Source organism: Paraburkholderia phenoliruptrix, from assembly GCF_047325075.1.
GTDB lineage: Bacteria > Pseudomonadota > Gammaproteobacteria > Burkholderiales > Burkholderiaceae > Paraburkholderia > Paraburkholderia phenoliruptrix.
In genome coordinates this window covers 2,883,277-2,900,743 of sequence record NZ_CP168531.1, presented here as the reverse complement: position 1 = coordinate 2,900,743, position 17,467 = coordinate 2,883,277, and the positions used below count along the sequence as shown (strand labels likewise).

Sequence of the window (17,467 nt, the reverse complement as noted above, 5' to 3'; positions counted from 1 at the left end):
CGCGTCGCTGTTTCGAAGTACTGAGGGTCATGTCGAAGGTTGACGACAAAACGATGTCCGATTTCCCAACTGGCCGCGCGCAGGCGGCGTGGCCGGGCGCGCCGCGCTTTCTGCACTCGCCGCGCCGTCGCGCGCTGCTCGCCGCGGGCGCGTTGAGCGCATTGCTCGGCGGCTGTGCAACCCGCCCCGCCGGCGATGACAGCCTCGCACAAGGCATCGTGTGGCAACCCGACGCCGGTCACCTCGACCCGCGCGGCGATTGGGAGCGCCTCGGCATTAGCGAGCTGCTGGTGCAGTGGACAGCGGTGGACGGTACGGCCTATCTGCCGGGCGTGAATGCAGCGGCGCGTTCCGGCTCTTCGGCTCCCGCGGTGCCCGATGGCCTCGACACCGCGCGCCGTTTGCCCGACTGGACACGCATTGCCAACGAGCCGTGGGCGCGCAACGTGATCGTCGGTCTTGCCGGCCGTTTCGACGAGACGTCGGCGCGCGCCCAGGCGGCACAGCTGATCGCGCAATCGCAAAGGCTCGCCGCCGCGCGGCCGCCGGTTCGCGTGGCGGGCTATTACTTTCCGGTCGAAGTCGATCCGACATGGCCAGGCGCGGCGGCGCTCGGACCTTTGCTCGACCGGCTGCCGCGGCCTTTGTGGATCAGCGTCTACGATAATTCGAATATCGGCGGGGAGGCGCTTGCCACGTGGCTCGACGGCTGGCTGCCGCATGACGTGGGCGTGTTCTTCCAGGACGGCTGCGGCCTGTATACGCGCGGTCCGGCGGCCGCCCGCGCGTATGCCGACGCGCTGGCTGCGCGGCTCGGTGCGCGTCGCGTGAGAATTATCGCCGAAGCGTTTCGCCCCGCCGCGGGCGGCGCGTTTCGCCCGGCGAGCGCCGCGGAGCTTGCGCCGCAGTTGCAGGCGTACCGCGGCCATCGCGTCTATCTGTTCGACGGTCCGCACTATGTGTCCGCTCAGCTCGTGCAGGAATTGCTGACGCTTGCGCGGTCGCCGAATTAGTGCCGACGAGTTAGTGCCAAGGCCCAACCGCCTCACCGCAACTGCGTGACCGCCAGCAACAACACCATGCTGCCGATCGCGCCGTCCAGCACGCGCCACGCGCCGGCGCGGCGAAACAGCGGCGCGAGCGCGCGCGCGCCGTAGCCGAGGCCGATAAACCAGACACAGCTCACCGCCATCGCGCCGACGGCGAATGCGACGCGCGCGCCGTCCGGCTCGCGCGCGCCCGCCGTGCCGACCAGCAAAAAGGTGTCCAGATACACATGCGGATTCAGCCACGTAAAGGCGAGCGTCATGAGAATGATCGGCATCGCGCGTTGGGCGGCTGGGGCCGCAGCGTTCGAGCCGGCGTCCATCACGGCGTGACCGGGCCGCACCGCACGCCGCAGCGCGTTGATGCCGAACCACGCGAGGTAGGCGAGCCCGACATACAGCATCACGTGCACGAAGACCGGGTAGCGCTCCATCAGCACCGACGCGCCGCCCACGCCCGCGCTGATCAGAATGCAGTCCGACAGCGCGCACAACGCCACAATCTTGCCGACGTGCGAGCGCATGATGCCTTGCCGCAAAACGAAGGCGTTCTGTGCGCCGATGGTCACGATCAGCGACGCGCATAACGCCGCGCCGTGAGAAAAAGCCAGCCAGTTCATAGTCGATCCAGTAGACGGGAGAAGCGAACCTCGCTAGTCTGCGGATCTTGGGTGTATAAGAGAAGCTAATTTAGCTAACGCCGATTAAGGAACGCTAATGCTCGACTATGCGTTGCTCGACGCGCTCGCCGCCGTCGTGCGCCACGGTTCGTTCGACCGCGCGGCCAGCGAACTGAACGTCACGCCGTCGGCGGTCTCGCAGCGCGTCAAGCTGCTCGAGGAGCGGGTGGGCAGCGTGCTCGTCAAGCGCGGCCAGCCGTGTGTCGCGACCAACTCGGGCGCGTTGCTGTGCCGCCATACCGAACGCGTGAAACTGCTCGAAGCGGAGCTGACCGGCCGCGTGCCCGCCTTGCCGGGCGGTCTCGTGAAAGCGTGGCCGACACTGCGGGTGGCGGTTAACGACGATAGCGTGGGCACGTGGTTCATCGACGCCGTGGCGCCGTTTTGCGCGGAGCGTCAAATGCTGCTCGACCTTGTGATCGACGATCAGGATCACACCGCCGAGCGGATTCGCGACGGCAGCGTGCAGGGCGCGGTGACGACCCAGGCCGAGCCGGTGCAAGGCTGCCGCTCCACGCGGCTTGGACGCATGCGTTACCTCGCGGTCTGTTCGCCGGCGTTTCTCGCGCGTCATTTCGCGGACGGCGTCACGCGCGACACTCTGCGCCGCGCGCCGTGCATGGACTTCAATCCGAAGGATCAGTTGCAAAAGCGCTTCATGCGCCGCATCACGCGGGCGGACGTGGACCCGCCGCTGCACTGGATTCCGCACGTCGCCGGATTCCTGCGTGCCTGCGTGACGGGGCTCGGCTGGGGCATGTGCCCCGAGCGCATGATCGCCTCGCACCTCGCGAGCGGCGAACTCGTGCCGATGGCGCCGGGCAAGCCTATCGACGTCGATCTGTACTGGCAGAGCTGGCGTCTGTCGATTGGCTGGCTCGACGATTTCGGCGCGGTGTTGCGCGAGCGCGCGGCCGAGTTTCTCGATTAGGTTCGGGCGCCCGGCCCGGGCATTGCGCGGGCTGATGACGCGCGGCTAGAACAGCAGCTCGATGGAGTGAAAGAGGCGCCGCTGCTCCGGGTCCTGCGAGCGCGCGCCTTCGTCGATCACTTCGCGCAGGCAGTCCAGAAAACAGGTGGCGGCCGGACTCGCGGGCGCCCCGCGGCGCGCGGTGATGCTGACGATGGTTTCGTCGACCGTTTCGCGCAGCGGCAGCGCCCACAGGTTTTCTTTCGCGAGCGTCACCTCGACGAGCGGCCACGGAAAGATGCTCAGCATGTCGGTATGCGCGAGCAAGCCGAGCACGACCGCGAGCGAATGCGCGAGATGAATGGTGTGCGGCACGCGCATGCCGCGCTTGCGAAACAGGTTGTCCGAGATCGACTCGCGGCTTGCGGGGTCCCAGTTCAGCACCCACTCGGCGTCTTCGAGTTCGAGCAGCGTGCGGCAACCGGCTTTCGGATGATCGCGCCGGGCGACCACCGCCGAGTGCGTCGAAAAGAGCGGTGTGTTGTGAAACTCCGAGGCCGGCGACGCCGGCGGCGGACGGCCGATCGAGAAATCGAGGCTGCCGTCGCGCAGGCGCGGCTGCACGACGGCGAGCAGACCTTCGAAAAACTCCAGCTGCACTTCCGGCATGCGTCGGCGAAAGCGCTGCACGGCGGCCGGCAGGAACGTGAGCGCGACCCACGGCGTGACGCCGATCGACAGCTTGCCCGCCGCCGCGCCGCGCATCGCCTCGATTTCCGCCTCCGCGCGCTGCAGCTGTCCCAGCACGACGCGCGCGTGCACGACGAGCGTGCGGCCGAACTCCGTGAAAGCGACGCCGCTCGCGCTGCGCACGACGAGCGGCGCGTGCAGATCCGCCTCCAGCTCGCGCATGGCCTTGGTGACGGCAGCGGGCGAAAGCCCGAGCGTGCGCGCGGCGGCCCGGATACTTCCGGTATCCGCAATCGCCGCCAAGGTGCTGAGCTGATGGAGTTTCATTCGAGGGTTTTCACGTAAGGTGGCAACCAGCAGTTGCTGCCGTGACGATTCTACGCCTGCCTCTCAAAAAAACGCATGGCTATGCTGGGTCAATGCACTCATGTGCATTGATAAAAGGAGACGGATTGTGAACACCATGGTCATTCCCGCAGGCATCGCCGAACTCGAAGACGAGATGATCGCGCTGCGGCGCCGCATCCACGCGCATCCGGAGCTCGCCTACGAGGAGCACGTCACCGGCGATCTGGTCGCCGAACGCCTGCAGGAGTGGGGCTACAGCGTGCATCGCGGGCTGGGCCAGACTGGCGTGGTCGGTCAGTTGAAAGTCGGCAGCGGCACGCGGCGCCTCGGCTTGCGCGCCGACATGGATGCGCTGCCGATCCACGAAACGACCGGGCTGCCGTACGCGAGCAAGGTGCCCGGCAAGATGCACGCATGCGGTCACGACGGCCACACGGCCATGCTGCTCGCCGCCGCGCAGCATCTGGCGCGCGAGAAGTGCTTCGACGGCACGCTGAATCTGATTTTCCAGCCGGCCGAAGAGGGCCTCGCGGGCGCGCGCAAAATGCTCGAAGACGGGCTCTTCGAGCAATTCCCCTGCGACGCGGTGTTCGCCATGCACAACATGCCGGGCTTCCCGACGGGGAAGTTCGGATTCCTGCCGGGTTCGTTCATGGCTTCGTCGGATACGGTGATCATTACCGTGACCGGGCGCGGCGGTCACGGCGCGGTGCCTCATAAGGCCGTCGACCCGGTCGTGGTCTGCGCGCAGATCGTGCTCGCCTTGCAATCCATTGTGTCGCGCAATATCGCGCCGCTCGACATGGCGATCATCACCGTCGGCGCCATTCATGCCGGCGACGCGCCGAACGTGATTCCCGAAACCGCCGAAATGCGCCTGTCGGTGCGCGCGCTCAGGCCCGAGGTCCGCGACCATCTGCAGGAACGCATCACGGCGGTCGCATACGGACAGGCGGCCGTATACGGCGCGCGGGCGAAGGTGGACTATCAGCGCCGCTATCCGGTGCTCGTCAACGACGTGGAGATGACCCATCTCGCGCGGCAGGTCGCGCTCGACTGGCTCGGCGAAGAGGGCGTCATCCGGGACATGCAGCCGCTCACCGGCAGCGAGGACTTCGCGTTCCTGCTCGAACGCTGCCCGGGCAGCTACCTGATCATCGGCAATGGCGACGGCGAAGGTGGTTGCATGGTCCACAACCCGGGCTATGACTTCAACGACGCATGCCTCGCGACCGGCGCGGCGTACTGGGTGAGGCTCGCAGAGACGTTCCTCGTCTGAAGCGACGGCTCGCAGCCCGCACAAGCCGCACGACGGCACGGGCAGCACGGACACCAGAAAGATCATGGAGACACGGATGAACTATTCAGCCGCACCGCAAACCGCCGCGCACAACGCGTCGAGCGACGACGAGACCCGCCTCGCGCAGGCCGCGCGCCCTGTGCCACGCGCGGGCCACGCGAAGGCGATTGCCGCGATCACGCTCGGCAACGGCCTCGAGTTTTTCGACTTCACCATTTACAGCTTTTTCGCGACCATCATCGGCAAGCTGTATTTTCCCGTTGAAGGCCAGCTCGCGCAGTTGATGCTGGCCGTCGGCACGTTCGGCGTGGGCTTCATCATGCGCCCGGTGGGCGGCGTCGTGCTGGGTGCTTACGCCGACCGCGCCGGCCGCAAGGCGGCGATGAGCCTCACGCTGTGGCTCATGACGCTCGGCTCGGCGATCATCGCGTTCGCGCCCACGTTTGCCGCGATCGGCATGGCGGCGCCGCTGCTCGTGATCGTCGCGCGCCTGATTCAGGGTTTCGCGTTGGGCGGAGAAGTCGGCGCGTCCACCTCGCTCCTCATGGAGTACGGCAGCGATAACACGCGCGGCTTCTACGGCAGCTGGCAGTTCGTGAGCCAGGGCCTGAACACGGTGTGCGGTTCGCTGCTGGGCGTGGCGCTCGCCGCGGCGCTGTCGACCGCGGCGCTCGAAAGCTGGGGCTGGCGCGTGCCGTTCGTGATCGGCATGGCGATGGGGCCGATCGGCATCTATATCCGGCGTCATCTGAATGAGACGCTGCCCGGCGTCGAGGACGGCAGCACGCTCGCGAGCGCTCACGCCGAGACCACGCTGCCCGTGCGCAAGCTCTTTCGCGACCATGCGCGCGTGATCACCACCGGCGTCGTGACGACCATCGGCGGAACTGCGGCGAACTACATCGTGCTGTTCTATCTGTCCACCTACGCGATCCGCATTCTGCACCTGCCGATGTCGTCGGCGTTGTGGGCGGCATGGACCGCCGCCGCGGTGACGGTGGTGTGTTCGCCGTTCGCGGGGGCGCTGTCGGACCGCGTCGGGCGCAAGCGTGTGCTGTGGGTCTCGCGTGTGTTGCTGATCGCGGCCGTGTATCCGGCCTTCATGATGATCAACACAGTGCCGACCGTGCCGGTGCTGCTCGCCGTGGTCGCCGGACTCGCGGTGCTGGTCGCGTTCACGGCGGTCCCCAATATCGTCATGCTGCCGGAGCTCTTTCCGCGCCAGATTCGCGCGACGGGGATGTCGATTGTCTACTGCCTCGGCGTGTCGATTTTCGGCGGATTCGCGCAGTTTTTCGCGACCTGGCTGATCCAGATTTCCGGCAGCAACCTGGCGCCGGCATGGTATCTGATCGGCTGCGGACTGGTGTCGTTGTTGCCGCTGCCGTTCATGCGCGAGACGGCAGGGCGCGCGATCGACTGAGGTGCTGTTGGTCAGCGCCGGGGCGGGCCGGGGCGGCCGGGGCGCCGGTCCGGCTGGCGCAAGGGTGTCATGCCTGGCTTGCGCCGCAGTGCTTGCGCGGCGGTACTTCGGCGGCGGTACTCCGGCGACGGTGCTTCGGCGGCGGCAATTCCGCGGGGTAATTCCGCGGGGTAATTCCGCGGGGTAATTCCGCGGGGTAATTCCGCGGGGGTAATTCCGCAGCGGCCGGCGGCGTGCCCCGCAGCCAGTCCTTATCTCGCCGCCGGTTTCCCTTCACCCGCCACCGTTTCGCCGTTCTCTTCCGCGGCGGCGTCGCGCGTCTCGGGCATCGCCGCCCACACCAGCAGGACAGCCAGCGCGCCGGCGGCGGCGAGTCCGAAAAACGCCACCGCGTTACCGAAATGATCGGCGATAAAGCCCGCCGCCGTCGTGCTCAAGGTCGCGCCAATGCCCGCCGCGAGCCCGAAGAGGCCGATGCACAGGTTGTAGCGTCCTTTGCCGCCCGCCACGTCGGCGGCGACGAGCGGCAGCATCACGCCGAACACGGCCGCGCTCAGGCCGTCGAGCACCTGCACGGGCACGAGCAGATAAGGGCTGCTGATGCCGGCAAAGAGCAGCGCGCGCACCGGCAGCGCGGAAAAGCCGAGCAGCAGGATCGGCCGGCGCCCCCAGCGTTCGGCGGATCGCCCGACCCACGGCGACATCATCGCCACGATAGCCTGCGGCACGATGATGCACGCCGCGATTACGAGCTGCACGTTGTCGCCCATGCCGGCGGTCACTTCGCCCGCGGCGAGATTGAGCATTGCCGCATTCGACAGATGGAACAGCACGATGCACGCGGCGAACAGCAGCATGCGCCTGTCGCGCAGCAATTCGCGCAGGCTCTCGCGCCGCTCGGTCTGCTCCGGCGTCGGCGCGGCTTTCGGCAGCTGGATGGTGTCGGTGCGCTGGATCATCGAAAGCGCGATCAGCGCGGGCACCGCGAGCCCGGCGGTCAGCCAGAACACGGCGCGCGGCGAATAGTATTCGCCGAACACGCCCATGAGTCCAGCCGCGACCGCGCTGCCGATGGACGCCCAGCGCGCATTGCGCCCGAGCCGGTCGCCGAGATTGGCGCGCCCGACGAGCGCGAACGAGATCGCCGCGAGCGCCGGTGTCAGCATGCAGCTGGCGAAGCCGTGGAACACCTCGGCCGCGATCACCGGCAGCACCGTCGGACTCGCGGCGAGCAGCACCGCGCTCAGAATGATCGCGAAGATGGCCCATGCGGCCGCGCCTTTCTTGTTGCGCAACGCATCGACGGCGGCGCCGCCCGGCACCTGGCTCACCATCGCGCTGATCGTGCCGACCGAGAGCGCCATGCCGATCTCGCCCTGGGTCCATTTGTGCGACGCCAGATACGACGCGATGAACGGACCGAAGCCCGTTTGCACGTTGGCCACGAAGAAGTTCAGCCAGTCGAGCGCGCGCAGGCTTCGCGCGGTAACGAGAGTGCGGCCCGTCATCGGACCGCCCGTGCGTTGGAACCCGCCGCGGATGTCGCCGCGGCCGCGGGCGCCGCAGAAGCGGCGGCGGAGGCAGGCGCCGGTGCAGCCGCCGGCGCGGGCGACACGGCGCGAATCGGCTTGTCGCTCGCGTAGGGCGGCGCCGCATTGATCTGCGCATCGCTCAGATCGATTTGCGGATGCAGTTCCTTGTCTTTCGCGACGAAGCGCAGCGCCGACCAGTTCGCGGCAATCGTGCGCCGCTCGGTGCTGACCATCCCGTTCACGTCGAGCACCACGGCCTGCGGCTGCGAGCTCGCGTCGATCAGCACGTCGATCACCCGGCCGACCTTCGCGCCGTTCGCGCGCTCGACGGTCGCGTCGATCACCGGCAATTGCATCGCGGCATTCGACCTGGCGGGATTAACCGGCACCGCCGACGGGTTCAGCGTGATCGGCGCGGCCTTCGCCGCCGGTGTGAAGCGGAACGCGTTCCACGCGAAGTTGACCTTGCGGTCGCCGACACCCAGGAAGCCTTGCAGATTCACGACGACTTCGCGCGGCTTGCCGCTCGCGTCCGCAATCATGTCGACCGCCCGCCCGACGACCTTGCCGTCGGGCTTTTGCACCTGGCTGTCGAGCAGCGTATGGGCGTCGTTGCGCTCGATGGTGCGCACGAGGATCAGCGGCGGCGGAGGCGGCGGCGGAGGCGGCGGCGCGACGACGGGCGGCGGCGGCTCGACCTTGTGCGGCTTGACGACCGGCTTCTTCGGCTTCTTCGGCTGCTCCGGCTCGGCGGCTTCCGTCTCGACGGGCTCGGGCGCCGAAGCGGCCACCGGCGCACTCGCGGCTTCGACCGGCATCACCGTGGCCTCGACGATCGGCGCCTGCTGCGTGCCCCAGAGCAGGCTGCTGCAGCCGGACAGCGCGACGAGCGCCAGCAGCGCGAACGCGGCGAGAAGGGTTTGACGCCAGGCAGGAAGCGAAAAGCCGCCACTCATCAGGGGGAACTCCATGGACCGGGGCGGCCGGCAAAGGGCCGCGGTTGGACAGTACGGCCAAGAGTTTAACCCGCGACGCCGGGCGGTCCCGTTTTGGGGGCCGTTTTGAACCGACGCGGCAAGCACGCTTCGTGCCCCGCCGCGTGCGCGTTCGCGCTTCCCGAAGCGGCGGGCGAGCTCTCAAAACGCTTTCAGCCGGCGGTCGCGGTTCGCGCTCGACGCGTAGGTGTAAACGCGCGGATCGCGGACGCGCGTCGCCGTCGCTTAAACGATATAAGCGTCGCGACATGCCCGGCATGCCATTCATGCGATGGGAGATATATCTGGGTTGGCCTACATTTCGAGACACAAAAACGAGACAAAAAAACACAAAGCGGGTCAACCAGCGCGCCACCACGCGCACCCCATTAAATCAACGCAACGAGACGAACCTGATGACGGCCACCCTGACGGCCGTTTCAGCATGCTGATAAAGGAGGCACTCATCATGATGGAACCCCACGCCCAGCCGCTTTCCGAAGCCGGCGCCGAATCATTCGACACCAAGGGCTTTCTGGATCGCTACTTCGAAATTTCCGCGCGGGGCAGTTCGCAGCGCCAGGAAATCGTCGCGGGCATTACGACTTTTCTCGCGATGGTCTATTCGGTGTTCGTCGTGCCCGGCATGTTCGGCAAGGCGGGCTTCGACACCAGCGCGGTGTTCGTCGCCGTGTGTCTCACGACCGCGTTCGGCTCGCTGCTGATGGGCGTGTGGGCGCGCCTGCCGATCGCCATCGGCTGCGCCATTTCGCTGACCGCGTTTACCGCCTTCGGACTCGTGCTCGGCAAAGGCCTGCATCCGACGGTCGCGCTCGGCGCCGTGTTCCTGATGGGCGTCGTGTTCACCGCGATTTCGGTGACGGGCGTGCGCTCGTGGATTCTGCGCAATCTGCCGACGGGCATCGCGCACGGCACGGGCATCGGCATCGGTCTTTTCCTGCTGCTGATCGCCGCCCATGACGTCGGCCTCGTCGTCAAGAATCCGGGGGCCGGTTTGCCGGTCGCGCTCGGCCCTATCACTGCATTGCCGGCGCTCATGTCGGTGGCGGGGCTCGCGGCGATTTTCGGGCTGGTGCGCCGCCGCGTGCCGGGCTCGATCCTGATCGTGATCGTCGCGATTTCGGCCATTGCGCTGCTCGTCGATCCGGCGGTGTCGTTTCATGGCGTGTTCGCGGTGCCGTCGCTGAGTGCGCCGGGGCACGAGTCGCTGATCGGCGCGATGGACATCAAAGGCGCGCTTTCGATGGCGGTGCTGCCGAGCGTGCTCGCGCTCGTCATGACGGCCGTGTTCGACGCTACCGGCACGATCCGCGCCGTGGCCGGCCAAGCGGGCCAGCTCGACGAAAATGGCCGCATCATCAATGGCGGCCGCGCGCTCACGGCGGATTCGGTCAGCTCGATTTTCTCGGGACTGCTCGGCGGCGCGCCGGCTGCGGCCTATATCGAATCGACGGTCGGCGTCGCGGCCGGCGCGAAGACCGGCATGGCGGCGGCGGTGGTCGGGCTGCTGTTTCTCGGCGTGATGTTTTTCTCGCCGCTCGCCGGCCTCGTGCCTTCGTACGCGACGGCGCCCGCGCTGATGTACGTGGGACTCCTGATGCTGTCCAACGTGAGCAAGCTCCATATGGACGACATGGTCGACGCGATGTCGGGCCTGATGTGCGCGGTCTTTATCGTGCTGACGGCGAACATCGTGACCGGCATCATGCTCGGCTTCGCGACGCTCGTGATCGGCCGCGTGGTGAGCGGCGAATATCGTAAGCTCAATGTGGGCACGGTGGCGATTGCCATCGTGCTGGTCGGTTTCTATCTGGGCGGCTGGGCGATCTGATCAGCCAGGGACGCAGGGCGCGCGGGCCACGGGTCACGACGCGGCCCGCGCGCCGCACTTACAGCGCCATGTCGAAGGCGGGCTTCAGGAACAGTTCGATCGCCATCACGGCGAGGCTCATCAGCGCCGCCGACAGCGTCAACGTGCCGTATTCGTCGTAGCGCGCATCGTAAAGGCACGCCACGACGAACAGAATCGCGAGCAGGTTGGTCAGCCAGTCGAAGTTCAGCGCCAAAGTCATCGATCAAATCCGGGCTCGTGAGCGGCTCGGATCGAACCGCGGGGCTCAGCGGGCCCGCGAAGACTGCGCGGAGCCGCTGAGCGCGATTCTATCGAGCCGAGCTTACGGATGAGCAACGCCGGCGCTTACACAGATTACGCCGCGGGCCCGGTCTTCACGGCCTCGCCGGCCATCATGTCCTGCTCGATCCACTCGATCACCGACGTGCGCTTCGGCTGCCAGCCGAGCAGTGTGCGCGCGCGCTCGCCGCGCACGCGGCTGTTCGAGCCGAGGCCGTACGAGGCCATTTCGTAGCCCCATTCTTTTTTCGCTTCCTCGAGCGGCCAGCCTTGCGGCTCGCCGAGCTTCATGGCGCGCGCAATCGCGGCGCTCATGTCGCGGAACGACGCCTCGCCGCTCTCGACGAAGTAGAAGGTGCCCGCCGGGCTCTTGTCCAGCGCGAGCCGGTAGAGCTCGGCGACGTCGTCGATATGCACGTTCGACCACGTGTTGCCGCCGCTGCCGACATGGCGCACCACGCCGCTCTTTTGCGCCTGGCGCACGAGCCGCGGCAGCTGCACGCTTGCGCTGCCCGCCACCGCGCCGTGGCCGTAGATCAGCGTGTTGCACAGCACCGCCGAGCGGATACCGCGCTGCGCCGCCTCCAGCACCTGGCGGTCGATCGCGACGCGCGCGGCCTTGTCGGCGGTCGGCTCGGGCAACGCGTCTTCGTGATAGATGCGCGCCTCGGCCGCTTCGCCGCCCGACGCATCGCCCACGATGCTCGATCCGCTGGTGTGCAGGAACGGTTTGCCGGAGCCCGCGAGTCCTTCGATCAAGGCGCTCACCGCGCCTTCGTGATCGCTGCTGGCGGCATTGATGACCGCGTCGGCGGCTTGCGCTTCGGCGATCAGCAGCGCCCGGTCGTCGAGCGTGCCGATCACCGGCTCGATGCCGAGCCGCTTCAGTTCTGCGCCATGTTCAGTTTTGCGGATGAGACCGCGCACCTGATGACCCGCGCGCACGAGATGCGCCGCGACCGAGCCGCCGATAAACCCGCTTGCGCCTGTAATGAAAACCTTCAAGACGTTCTCCTCAATGGAAACACGATGACAGGCACGCAGTATCCGCCGCCGCGATTCTCGCAAAAAGCGTGTTAGTCTCAAATCAATCTTGACTTGCAATCAACAATGAAAACTTCCACCGACGAATTGCTGGTGTTCGTCAGCGTGATCGACAGCGGCTCGATCACGGCGGCCGCCGAGAAGCTCGGGCAGACCGTTTCCGGCGTGAGCCGGGCGCTCACGCGCCTCGAAAAGAAGCTGGACACCGCGCTCGTGCGGCGCACCACGCGCCGTTTGCAACTGACGGAGGAGGGCGAGGGCTTCCTGCAGCGGGCCCGCGCCATTCTCGACGCGATGGAAGAAGCCGAGGAATCCGTCGCACGCAAGCGCCGCCGGCCGTCGGGGCGGCTGCGCGTCGACGCGGCGTCGCCGTTCATGCTTCACTGCATCGCGCCGCATATGACGGCATTTTCCGAGCTGTATCCGGAGATTCGTCTCGAGCTGACGAGCAACGAGCGCATCGTCGATCTGCTCGAGCAGAAGGTGGATATCGCGATCCGGATCGGCGCGTTGCAGGACTCCACGCTGCATGCGCGCGCGCTCGGCAGCAGCAGGCTGCGCGTGGTCGCGAGCCCCGCGTATCTGGCCGCGCACGGCGAGCCGAAAGCCGTCGATGCACTGCGTGAGCATCGGCTGATCGGCTTTTCCGCGCCCGAGCATCTGAACCGCTGGCCGTTGCGGGAGCGCGGCGCGCGCAGCAGCACAAGCGCCGGCCGCCTGGGCCGCGAGGGCCGTGGCGGCCGTGACGGCGGCAAGCCCGAACCCTTGAAGATCGAGCCGTCGATCACCGCATCGAGCGGCGAGACCTTGCGCCAGCTGGCGCTCTCCGGCTGGGGTATCGCGTGTCTCGCCGATTTCATGATCGCCGCCGACATCCGCGACGGACGGCTCGTGCCGATCCTCGGCCATGCGCTTTTCGACGAGCGGCAGCCGGTCGCGGCGGTGTACTACCAGAGCGCGTCGCTCGCCGGGCGCGTGCAGTGTTTCCTGGACTTCATCGGGTCGCGCGTGCAGTTGTAGCGGGGCTCGGACGCCGGAGGCGGATGGGAAGCCCGCGTCTCGGACGCGCTTGCGGGCTTCTTGCATGACGGACGGCATTTTTGTCCGCACAGCAGCGCGAATTTCGTAGGTGTATATACAAGTTTGACTGCACCAAGCCCGCTGCCGCCGCATCGGGTCCCGGTACGACACGTTGCCCGCTCCGTATCCGACACCCACGAAGGGCGCGCAGTCAGGGCCTTAGTGGAAAGCCCTGGGGTCTCGACCATCAAAAACAAGTTGTATATACAACGCCGCACCGCTAGACTTCATTGAAATTGTATAGACAGGACAACAACCATGATGACTCTGAAGCCCGGCCACCTGACCCTCCCGCAACTGCGCCAGATCGCGCGTGGCCATGTGCCGCTGCAACTCGATCCCGCGAGCCACGCCGCCATTGACGCCTGCGCGAAAGCCGTCGCGGACATCGCCGCGAAAGGCGAGCCGGCCTACGGCATCAACACGGGCTTCGGGCGTCTTGCCAGCACGCACATTCCGCACGATCAGCTCGAACTGCTGCAACGCAATCTGGTGTTGTCGCACGCAGTGGGCGTGGGCGAACCGATGTCGCGTCCGGTCGTGCGTCTGTTGATCGCGCTCAAGCTGTCGAGCCTCGGCCGTGGCCATTCGGGCATTCGCCGCGAAGTCATGGAGGCGCTCATCACGCTGTATAACGCCGACGTGCTGCCGGTGATCCCCGTCAAGGGTTCGGTGGGCGCTTCCGGCGACCTCGCGCCGCTCGCGCATATGTCGGCGGTGCTGCTCGGCGTCGGCGAAGTGTTCGCGAAGGGCGAGCGCCTGCCGGCCACCGAAGGCCTCGCGCTCGTCGGCCTGAAGCCGCTCACGCTGCAAGCGAAGGAGGGCCTCGCGCTACTGAACGGCACGCAGGCGTCCACGGCGCTCGCGCTCTACAACATGTTCGCGATCGAAGATCTGTACCGCACGGCGCTCGTGGCGGGCGCATTGTCGGTGGATGCGGCGGCCGGTTCGGTCAAGCCGTTCGACGCGCGCATTCACGAACTGCGCGGCCATCAAGGCCAGATCGACGCCGCGGCGGCTTATCGTTCGCTGCTGGAAGGCTCGGGCATCAACGTGTCGCATGCCGATTGCGACAAGGTGCAGGACCCGTACAGCCTGCGCTGCCAGCCGCAAGTCATGGGCGCGTGTCTCGACCAGATGCGTCAAGCCGCGCAGCTGCTGCTCGTCGAAGCCAACGCCGTTTCCGACAATCCGCTGATTTTCCCGGACACCGGCGAAGTGCTGTCGGGCGGCAATTTCCACGCGGAGCCGGTGGCGTTCGCCGCGGACAATCTCGCGCTCGCCGCCGCGGAAATCGGCGCGCTGGCCGAGCGCCGCATTGCGTTGCTGATCGACGCCACGCTGTCCGGCTTGCCGCCGTTCCTCGTGCGCGACGGCGGCGTGAACTCCGGCTTCATGATCGCTCACGTGACCGCTGCCGCGCTCGCCTCCGAAAACAAGACGCTCGCCCATCCTGCTTCGGTCGATTCGCTGCCTACCTCGGCCAACCAGGAAGACCATGTTTCGATGGCCACGTTTGCCGCGCGCAAGCTAGGCGACATCGCGGAAAACACGGCGAATATCCTCTCCATCGAGCTGCTCGCCGCCGCGCAGGGCGTCGATCTGCGCGCACCGCACAAGACGAGCCCGAGCTTGCAGAAAGTGATGGACGTGGTGCGCCGCGACGTCGCGCATTACGAGCTCGATCATTACTTCGCGCCGGACATCGCGGCGGTGACGCGTCTCGTGCAGGACGGCACGATCGCGAAGCTGAGCCCGTTCTCCTTCGTGTCCGAACAGTAAGCGCACAGCGAGCGGCAGCCCATGAACGCACCGGCCTACCAGGGCATCAAGGACTTTATCCTCGCGCGCATTCATGCAGGCGAATGGGCGGAGGGCGACCAGGTGCCGTCCGAAAACGAGCTTGCACGCGAATTCAACGTCGCGCGCATGACGGTCAACCGCGCGCTGCGCGAGTTGACCTCGGAGCAGGTGCTCACGCGGGTGCAAGGCTCGGGCACGTTCGTCGCGCGTCCCAAGTACGAGTCCACGCTGGTGGCGATCCGCAGTATTTCCGACGAGATCGTCGCGCGCGGTCATCGCTATCAGGCGAAGGTGCTGCACATCGGCGCGAGTATCGCGGACGCGGCGCTCGCCGAGGAAATGCAGGTGAGCGCGGGCAGTCCGGTGTTCCATTCGCGCGTGCTGCATTTCGAAAACGACGAGCCTGTGCAGCTCGAAGAACGCTGGGTCAATCCGGCTGTCGCGCCCGAGTATGCGTTGCAGGACTTCACGAACACCACGCCGAATCAGTACCTCGTGCGGGTGGCGCCGTTGCAGCGCGTCGAGTACCGCATCGAGGCATTGGCGGCGGACGGCGACACCCGCGAGCTGCTGACCATGGGTGAACGGGAACCCTGTCTCGTGCTGCACCGGCGCACGTGGTCGCAAAGCCAGGTCGCGTCGATCGCGAATCTGTGGCATCCGGGCAGCCGCTACCGTTTCACTGGACACTTCTGATTCCGCTCCTGACCCAGCAATTTAGCCAACCGTTTTCGCCAACGTTTTTTCGTCAATCTCCGACTATTCCGATCATCTCAGGCATTCCGAGGGCCACCATGAACAACCCGAAACACATCGACCCGCGTCTCGATCCCACTCGCACCATCCGCGCGCCGCGCGGCGCAGAGAAGACCTGCAAGACCTGGATCGCGGAGGCCGCTTACCGGATGATCCAGAATAATCTGGACCCCGAAGTAGCCGAGCATCCGCATGCGCTGGTGGTGTATGGCGGTATCGGCCGCGCGGCGCGCAACTGGGACTGCTTCGATCAGATTCTCGCGTCGCTGAAAGACCTCAACGAAGACGAAACGCTGCTGATCCAGTCGGGCAAGCCGGTCGGCGTGTTCCGCACGCATGCCGAGGCGCCGCGCGTGCTGCTCGCGAATTCGAATCTGGTGCCGCATTGGGCGACGTGGGAGCATTTCCACGAACTCGACCGCAAGGGCCTGATGATGTACGGGCAGATGACGGCGGGCAGCTGGATCTACATCGGTAGCCAGGGCATCGTGCAGGGCACGTATGAAACCTTCTTCTCCGTCGCGAATCAGCATTTCAACGGCGATCCCAAGGGCCGCTGGATCCTGACGGGCGGCCTCGGCGGCATGGGCGGCGCGCAGCCGCTCGCGGCCACCATGGCCGGCTTCTCGATGATCGCGGTGGAATGCGACGAGACGCGCATCGACTTCCGCCTGAAAACGCGCTACGTCGACAAAAAGGCGAAGACGCTCGACGAGGCGCTCGCCATGCTCGACGAAGCGAAGCAGGCGGGCAAGGCGATCTCGGTCGGTCTGCTCGGCAATGCCGCCGACGTGTTCGCCGAATGCGTGGCGCGCGGCATCACGCCGGACTGCGTGACCGATCAGACGAGCGCGCACGATCCGATCCACGGTTACCTGCCGCAGGGCTGGACACTCGAAGACTGGCGCGAGCGTCAGAAAACGGCGCCGGAGTTGATCGTCGTGCCGGCCAAGCAGTCCATGGCGAAGCAGGTGCAGGCCATGTTGACGCTGCAGCAGCGCGGCGCGGCCACGCTCGACTACGGCAACAACATTCGTCAGATGGCGCTGGAAATGGGCGTCGAGAACGCATTCGACTTCCCGGGCTTCGTGCCCGCGTATATCCGTCCGCTGTTCTGCGAAGGCAAGGGGCCGTTCCGCTGGGTCGCGCTGTCGGGCGATCCTGAGGACATCTACAAGACGGACGCGAAGGTCAAGGAACTGATTCCCGACGATCCGCATCTGCACAACTGGCTCGACATGGCGCGCGAGCGTATCGCGTTCCAGGGCTTGCCTGCGCGCATCTGCTGGGTCGGCGTGAAGGATCGCTACCGCCTCGGCCAGGCGTTCAACGACATGGTGAAGAACGGCGAGCTGAAGGCGCCCATCGTGATCGGCCGCGATCACCTCGACACCGGCTCGGTCGCGAGCCCGAATCGCGAAACCGAATCGATGAAGGACGGCTCGGACGCAGTGAGCGACTGGCCGCTGCTCAATGCACTGCTGAATACGGCGGGCGGCGCATCGTGGGTGTCGCTGCATCACGGCGGCGGCGTCGGCATGGGCTTCAGCCAGCATTCGGGCGTCGTGATCGTCGCGGACGGCACCGATGCCGCGAAGGAACGCCTCGGCCGCGTGCTGTTCAACGATCCGGCAACCGGCGTGATGCGTCACGCGGATGCAGGCTACGAACTCGCGCAGCAAACCGCGCGCGAAGCGGGCCTCAAGCTGCCGATGCTGGGCCGTTGAGC

Annotated in this window: 15 protein-coding genes; 9 read left to right on the top strand and 6 right to left on the bottom strand. The window is 66.7% G+C overall.

The window, feature by feature from the left end; genetic code table 11:
- Positions 1-29: 29 nt before the first annotated feature.
- The gene (locus tag ACEN8U_RS25025) at positions 30-1,013 is read left to right on the top strand and encodes a hypothetical protein (RefSeq protein ID WP_310110517.1); all 984 of its coding nucleotides are present in this window, start codon (positions 30-32) and stop codon (positions 1,011-1,013) included.
- Positions 1,014-1,045: 32 nt separating this feature from the next.
- Here ACEN8U_RS25025 and ACEN8U_RS25020 read toward each other — a convergent pair whose 3' ends face one another.
- Complete coding sequence (locus tag ACEN8U_RS25020; RefSeq protein ID WP_310110518.1) at positions 1,046-1,666, bottom strand: LysE/ArgO family amino acid transporter; 621 nt, start codon at positions 1,664-1,666, stop codon at positions 1,046-1,048.
- Positions 1,667-1,763: 97 nt separating this feature from the next.
- Between ACEN8U_RS25020 and ACEN8U_RS25015 the strand changes: the two genes are divergently transcribed.
- Complete coding sequence (locus ACEN8U_RS25015; protein WP_310110519.1) at positions 1,764-2,657, top strand: LysR family transcriptional regulator ArgP; 894 nt, start codon at positions 1,764-1,766, stop codon at positions 2,655-2,657.
- Between the two features lie 45 nt (positions 2,658-2,702).
- On the opposite strand, the gene ACEN8U_RS25010 is transcribed toward ACEN8U_RS25015, so the two are convergent.
- Positions 2,703-3,653 (bottom strand): LysR substrate-binding domain-containing protein, encoded by a 951-nt coding sequence (locus ACEN8U_RS25010; RefSeq protein ID WP_310110520.1) that lies wholly within the window; start codon positions 3,651-3,653, stop codon positions 2,703-2,705.
- Between the two features lie 127 nt (positions 3,654-3,780).
- Between ACEN8U_RS25010 and ACEN8U_RS25005 the strand changes: the two genes are divergently transcribed.
- Entirely contained in the window at positions 3,781-4,953 is a 1,173-nt protein-coding gene (locus ACEN8U_RS25005) for a M20 aminoacylase family protein (protein WP_310110521.1), read from the top strand.
- 76 nt (positions 4,954-5,029) lie between these two features.
- Positions 5,030-6,397, top strand: coding sequence for an MFS transporter (locus ACEN8U_RS25000; protein WP_310110522.1), 1,368 nt, complete (start codon positions 5,030-5,032; stop codon positions 6,395-6,397).
- Between the two features lie 251 nt (positions 6,398-6,648).
- Here ACEN8U_RS25000 and ACEN8U_RS24995 read toward each other — a convergent pair whose 3' ends face one another.
- Both ACEN8U_RS24995 and ACEN8U_RS24990 read right to left on the bottom strand, forming a co-directional pair.
- The gene (locus tag ACEN8U_RS24995; protein WP_310110523.1) at positions 6,649-7,905 is read right to left on the bottom strand and encodes an MFS transporter; all 1,257 of its coding nucleotides are present in this window, start codon (positions 7,903-7,905) and stop codon (positions 6,649-6,651) included.
- Positions 7,902-8,885, bottom strand: coding sequence for a PRC-barrel domain-containing protein (locus ACEN8U_RS24990; protein WP_310110524.1), 984 nt, complete (start codon positions 8,883-8,885; stop codon positions 7,902-7,904). Before ACEN8U_RS24990 ends, ACEN8U_RS24995 begins: the two co-directional genes overlap by 4 nt.
- Positions 8,886-9,372: 487 nt before the next feature.
- Between ACEN8U_RS24990 and ACEN8U_RS24985 the strand changes: the two genes are divergently transcribed.
- Entirely contained in the window at positions 9,373-10,755 is a 1,383-nt protein-coding gene (locus tag ACEN8U_RS24985) for an NCS2 family permease (RefSeq protein WP_309583267.1), read from the top strand.
- 58 nt (positions 10,756-10,813) lie between these two features.
- Here ACEN8U_RS24985 and ACEN8U_RS24980 read toward each other — a convergent pair whose 3' ends face one another.
- Together ACEN8U_RS24980 and ACEN8U_RS24975 are read right to left on the bottom strand one after the other, a co-directional pair.
- Positions 10,814-10,996 (bottom strand): hypothetical protein, encoded by a 183-nt coding sequence (locus ACEN8U_RS24980; protein ID WP_006051135.1) that lies wholly within the window; start codon positions 10,994-10,996, stop codon positions 10,814-10,816.
- A gap of 134 nt (positions 10,997-11,130) precedes the next feature.
- Positions 11,131-12,060 carry an NAD-dependent epimerase/dehydratase family protein gene (locus tag ACEN8U_RS24975; protein ID WP_310110525.1) on the bottom strand — a complete coding sequence of 310 codons (930 nt, stop codon included), beginning with the start codon at positions 12,058-12,060 and terminating at the stop codon, positions 11,131-11,133.
- 105 nt (positions 12,061-12,165) lie between these two features.
- Between ACEN8U_RS24975 and ACEN8U_RS24970 the strand changes: the two genes are divergently transcribed.
- From ACEN8U_RS24970 to hutU, 4 genes are all read left to right on the top strand, one after another.
- Positions 12,166-13,119: a LysR family transcriptional regulator gene (locus ACEN8U_RS24970; protein ID WP_310110526.1), complete on the top strand. Its 954-nt coding sequence runs from the start codon at positions 12,166-12,168 to the stop codon at positions 13,117-13,119.
- A 318-nt stretch (positions 13,120-13,437) separates the two neighbouring features.
- A complete protein-coding gene (gene hutH, locus ACEN8U_RS24965) occupies positions 13,438-14,961 on the top strand; it encodes a histidine ammonia-lyase (protein ID WP_310110527.1) in 1,524 nt (507 codons plus the stop codon).
- Positions 14,962-14,982: 21 nt separating this feature from the next.
- Positions 14,983-15,678 (top strand): histidine utilization repressor, encoded by a 696-nt coding sequence (hutC, locus tag ACEN8U_RS24960; RefSeq protein WP_309583263.1) that lies wholly within the window; start codon positions 14,983-14,985, stop codon positions 15,676-15,678.
- Between the two features lie 98 nt (positions 15,679-15,776).
- Positions 15,777-17,465, top strand: coding sequence for a urocanate hydratase (gene hutU / locus ACEN8U_RS24955; RefSeq protein ID WP_310110529.1), 1,689 nt, complete (start codon positions 15,777-15,779; stop codon positions 17,463-17,465).
- Positions 17,466-17,467: the final 2 nt, after the last annotated feature.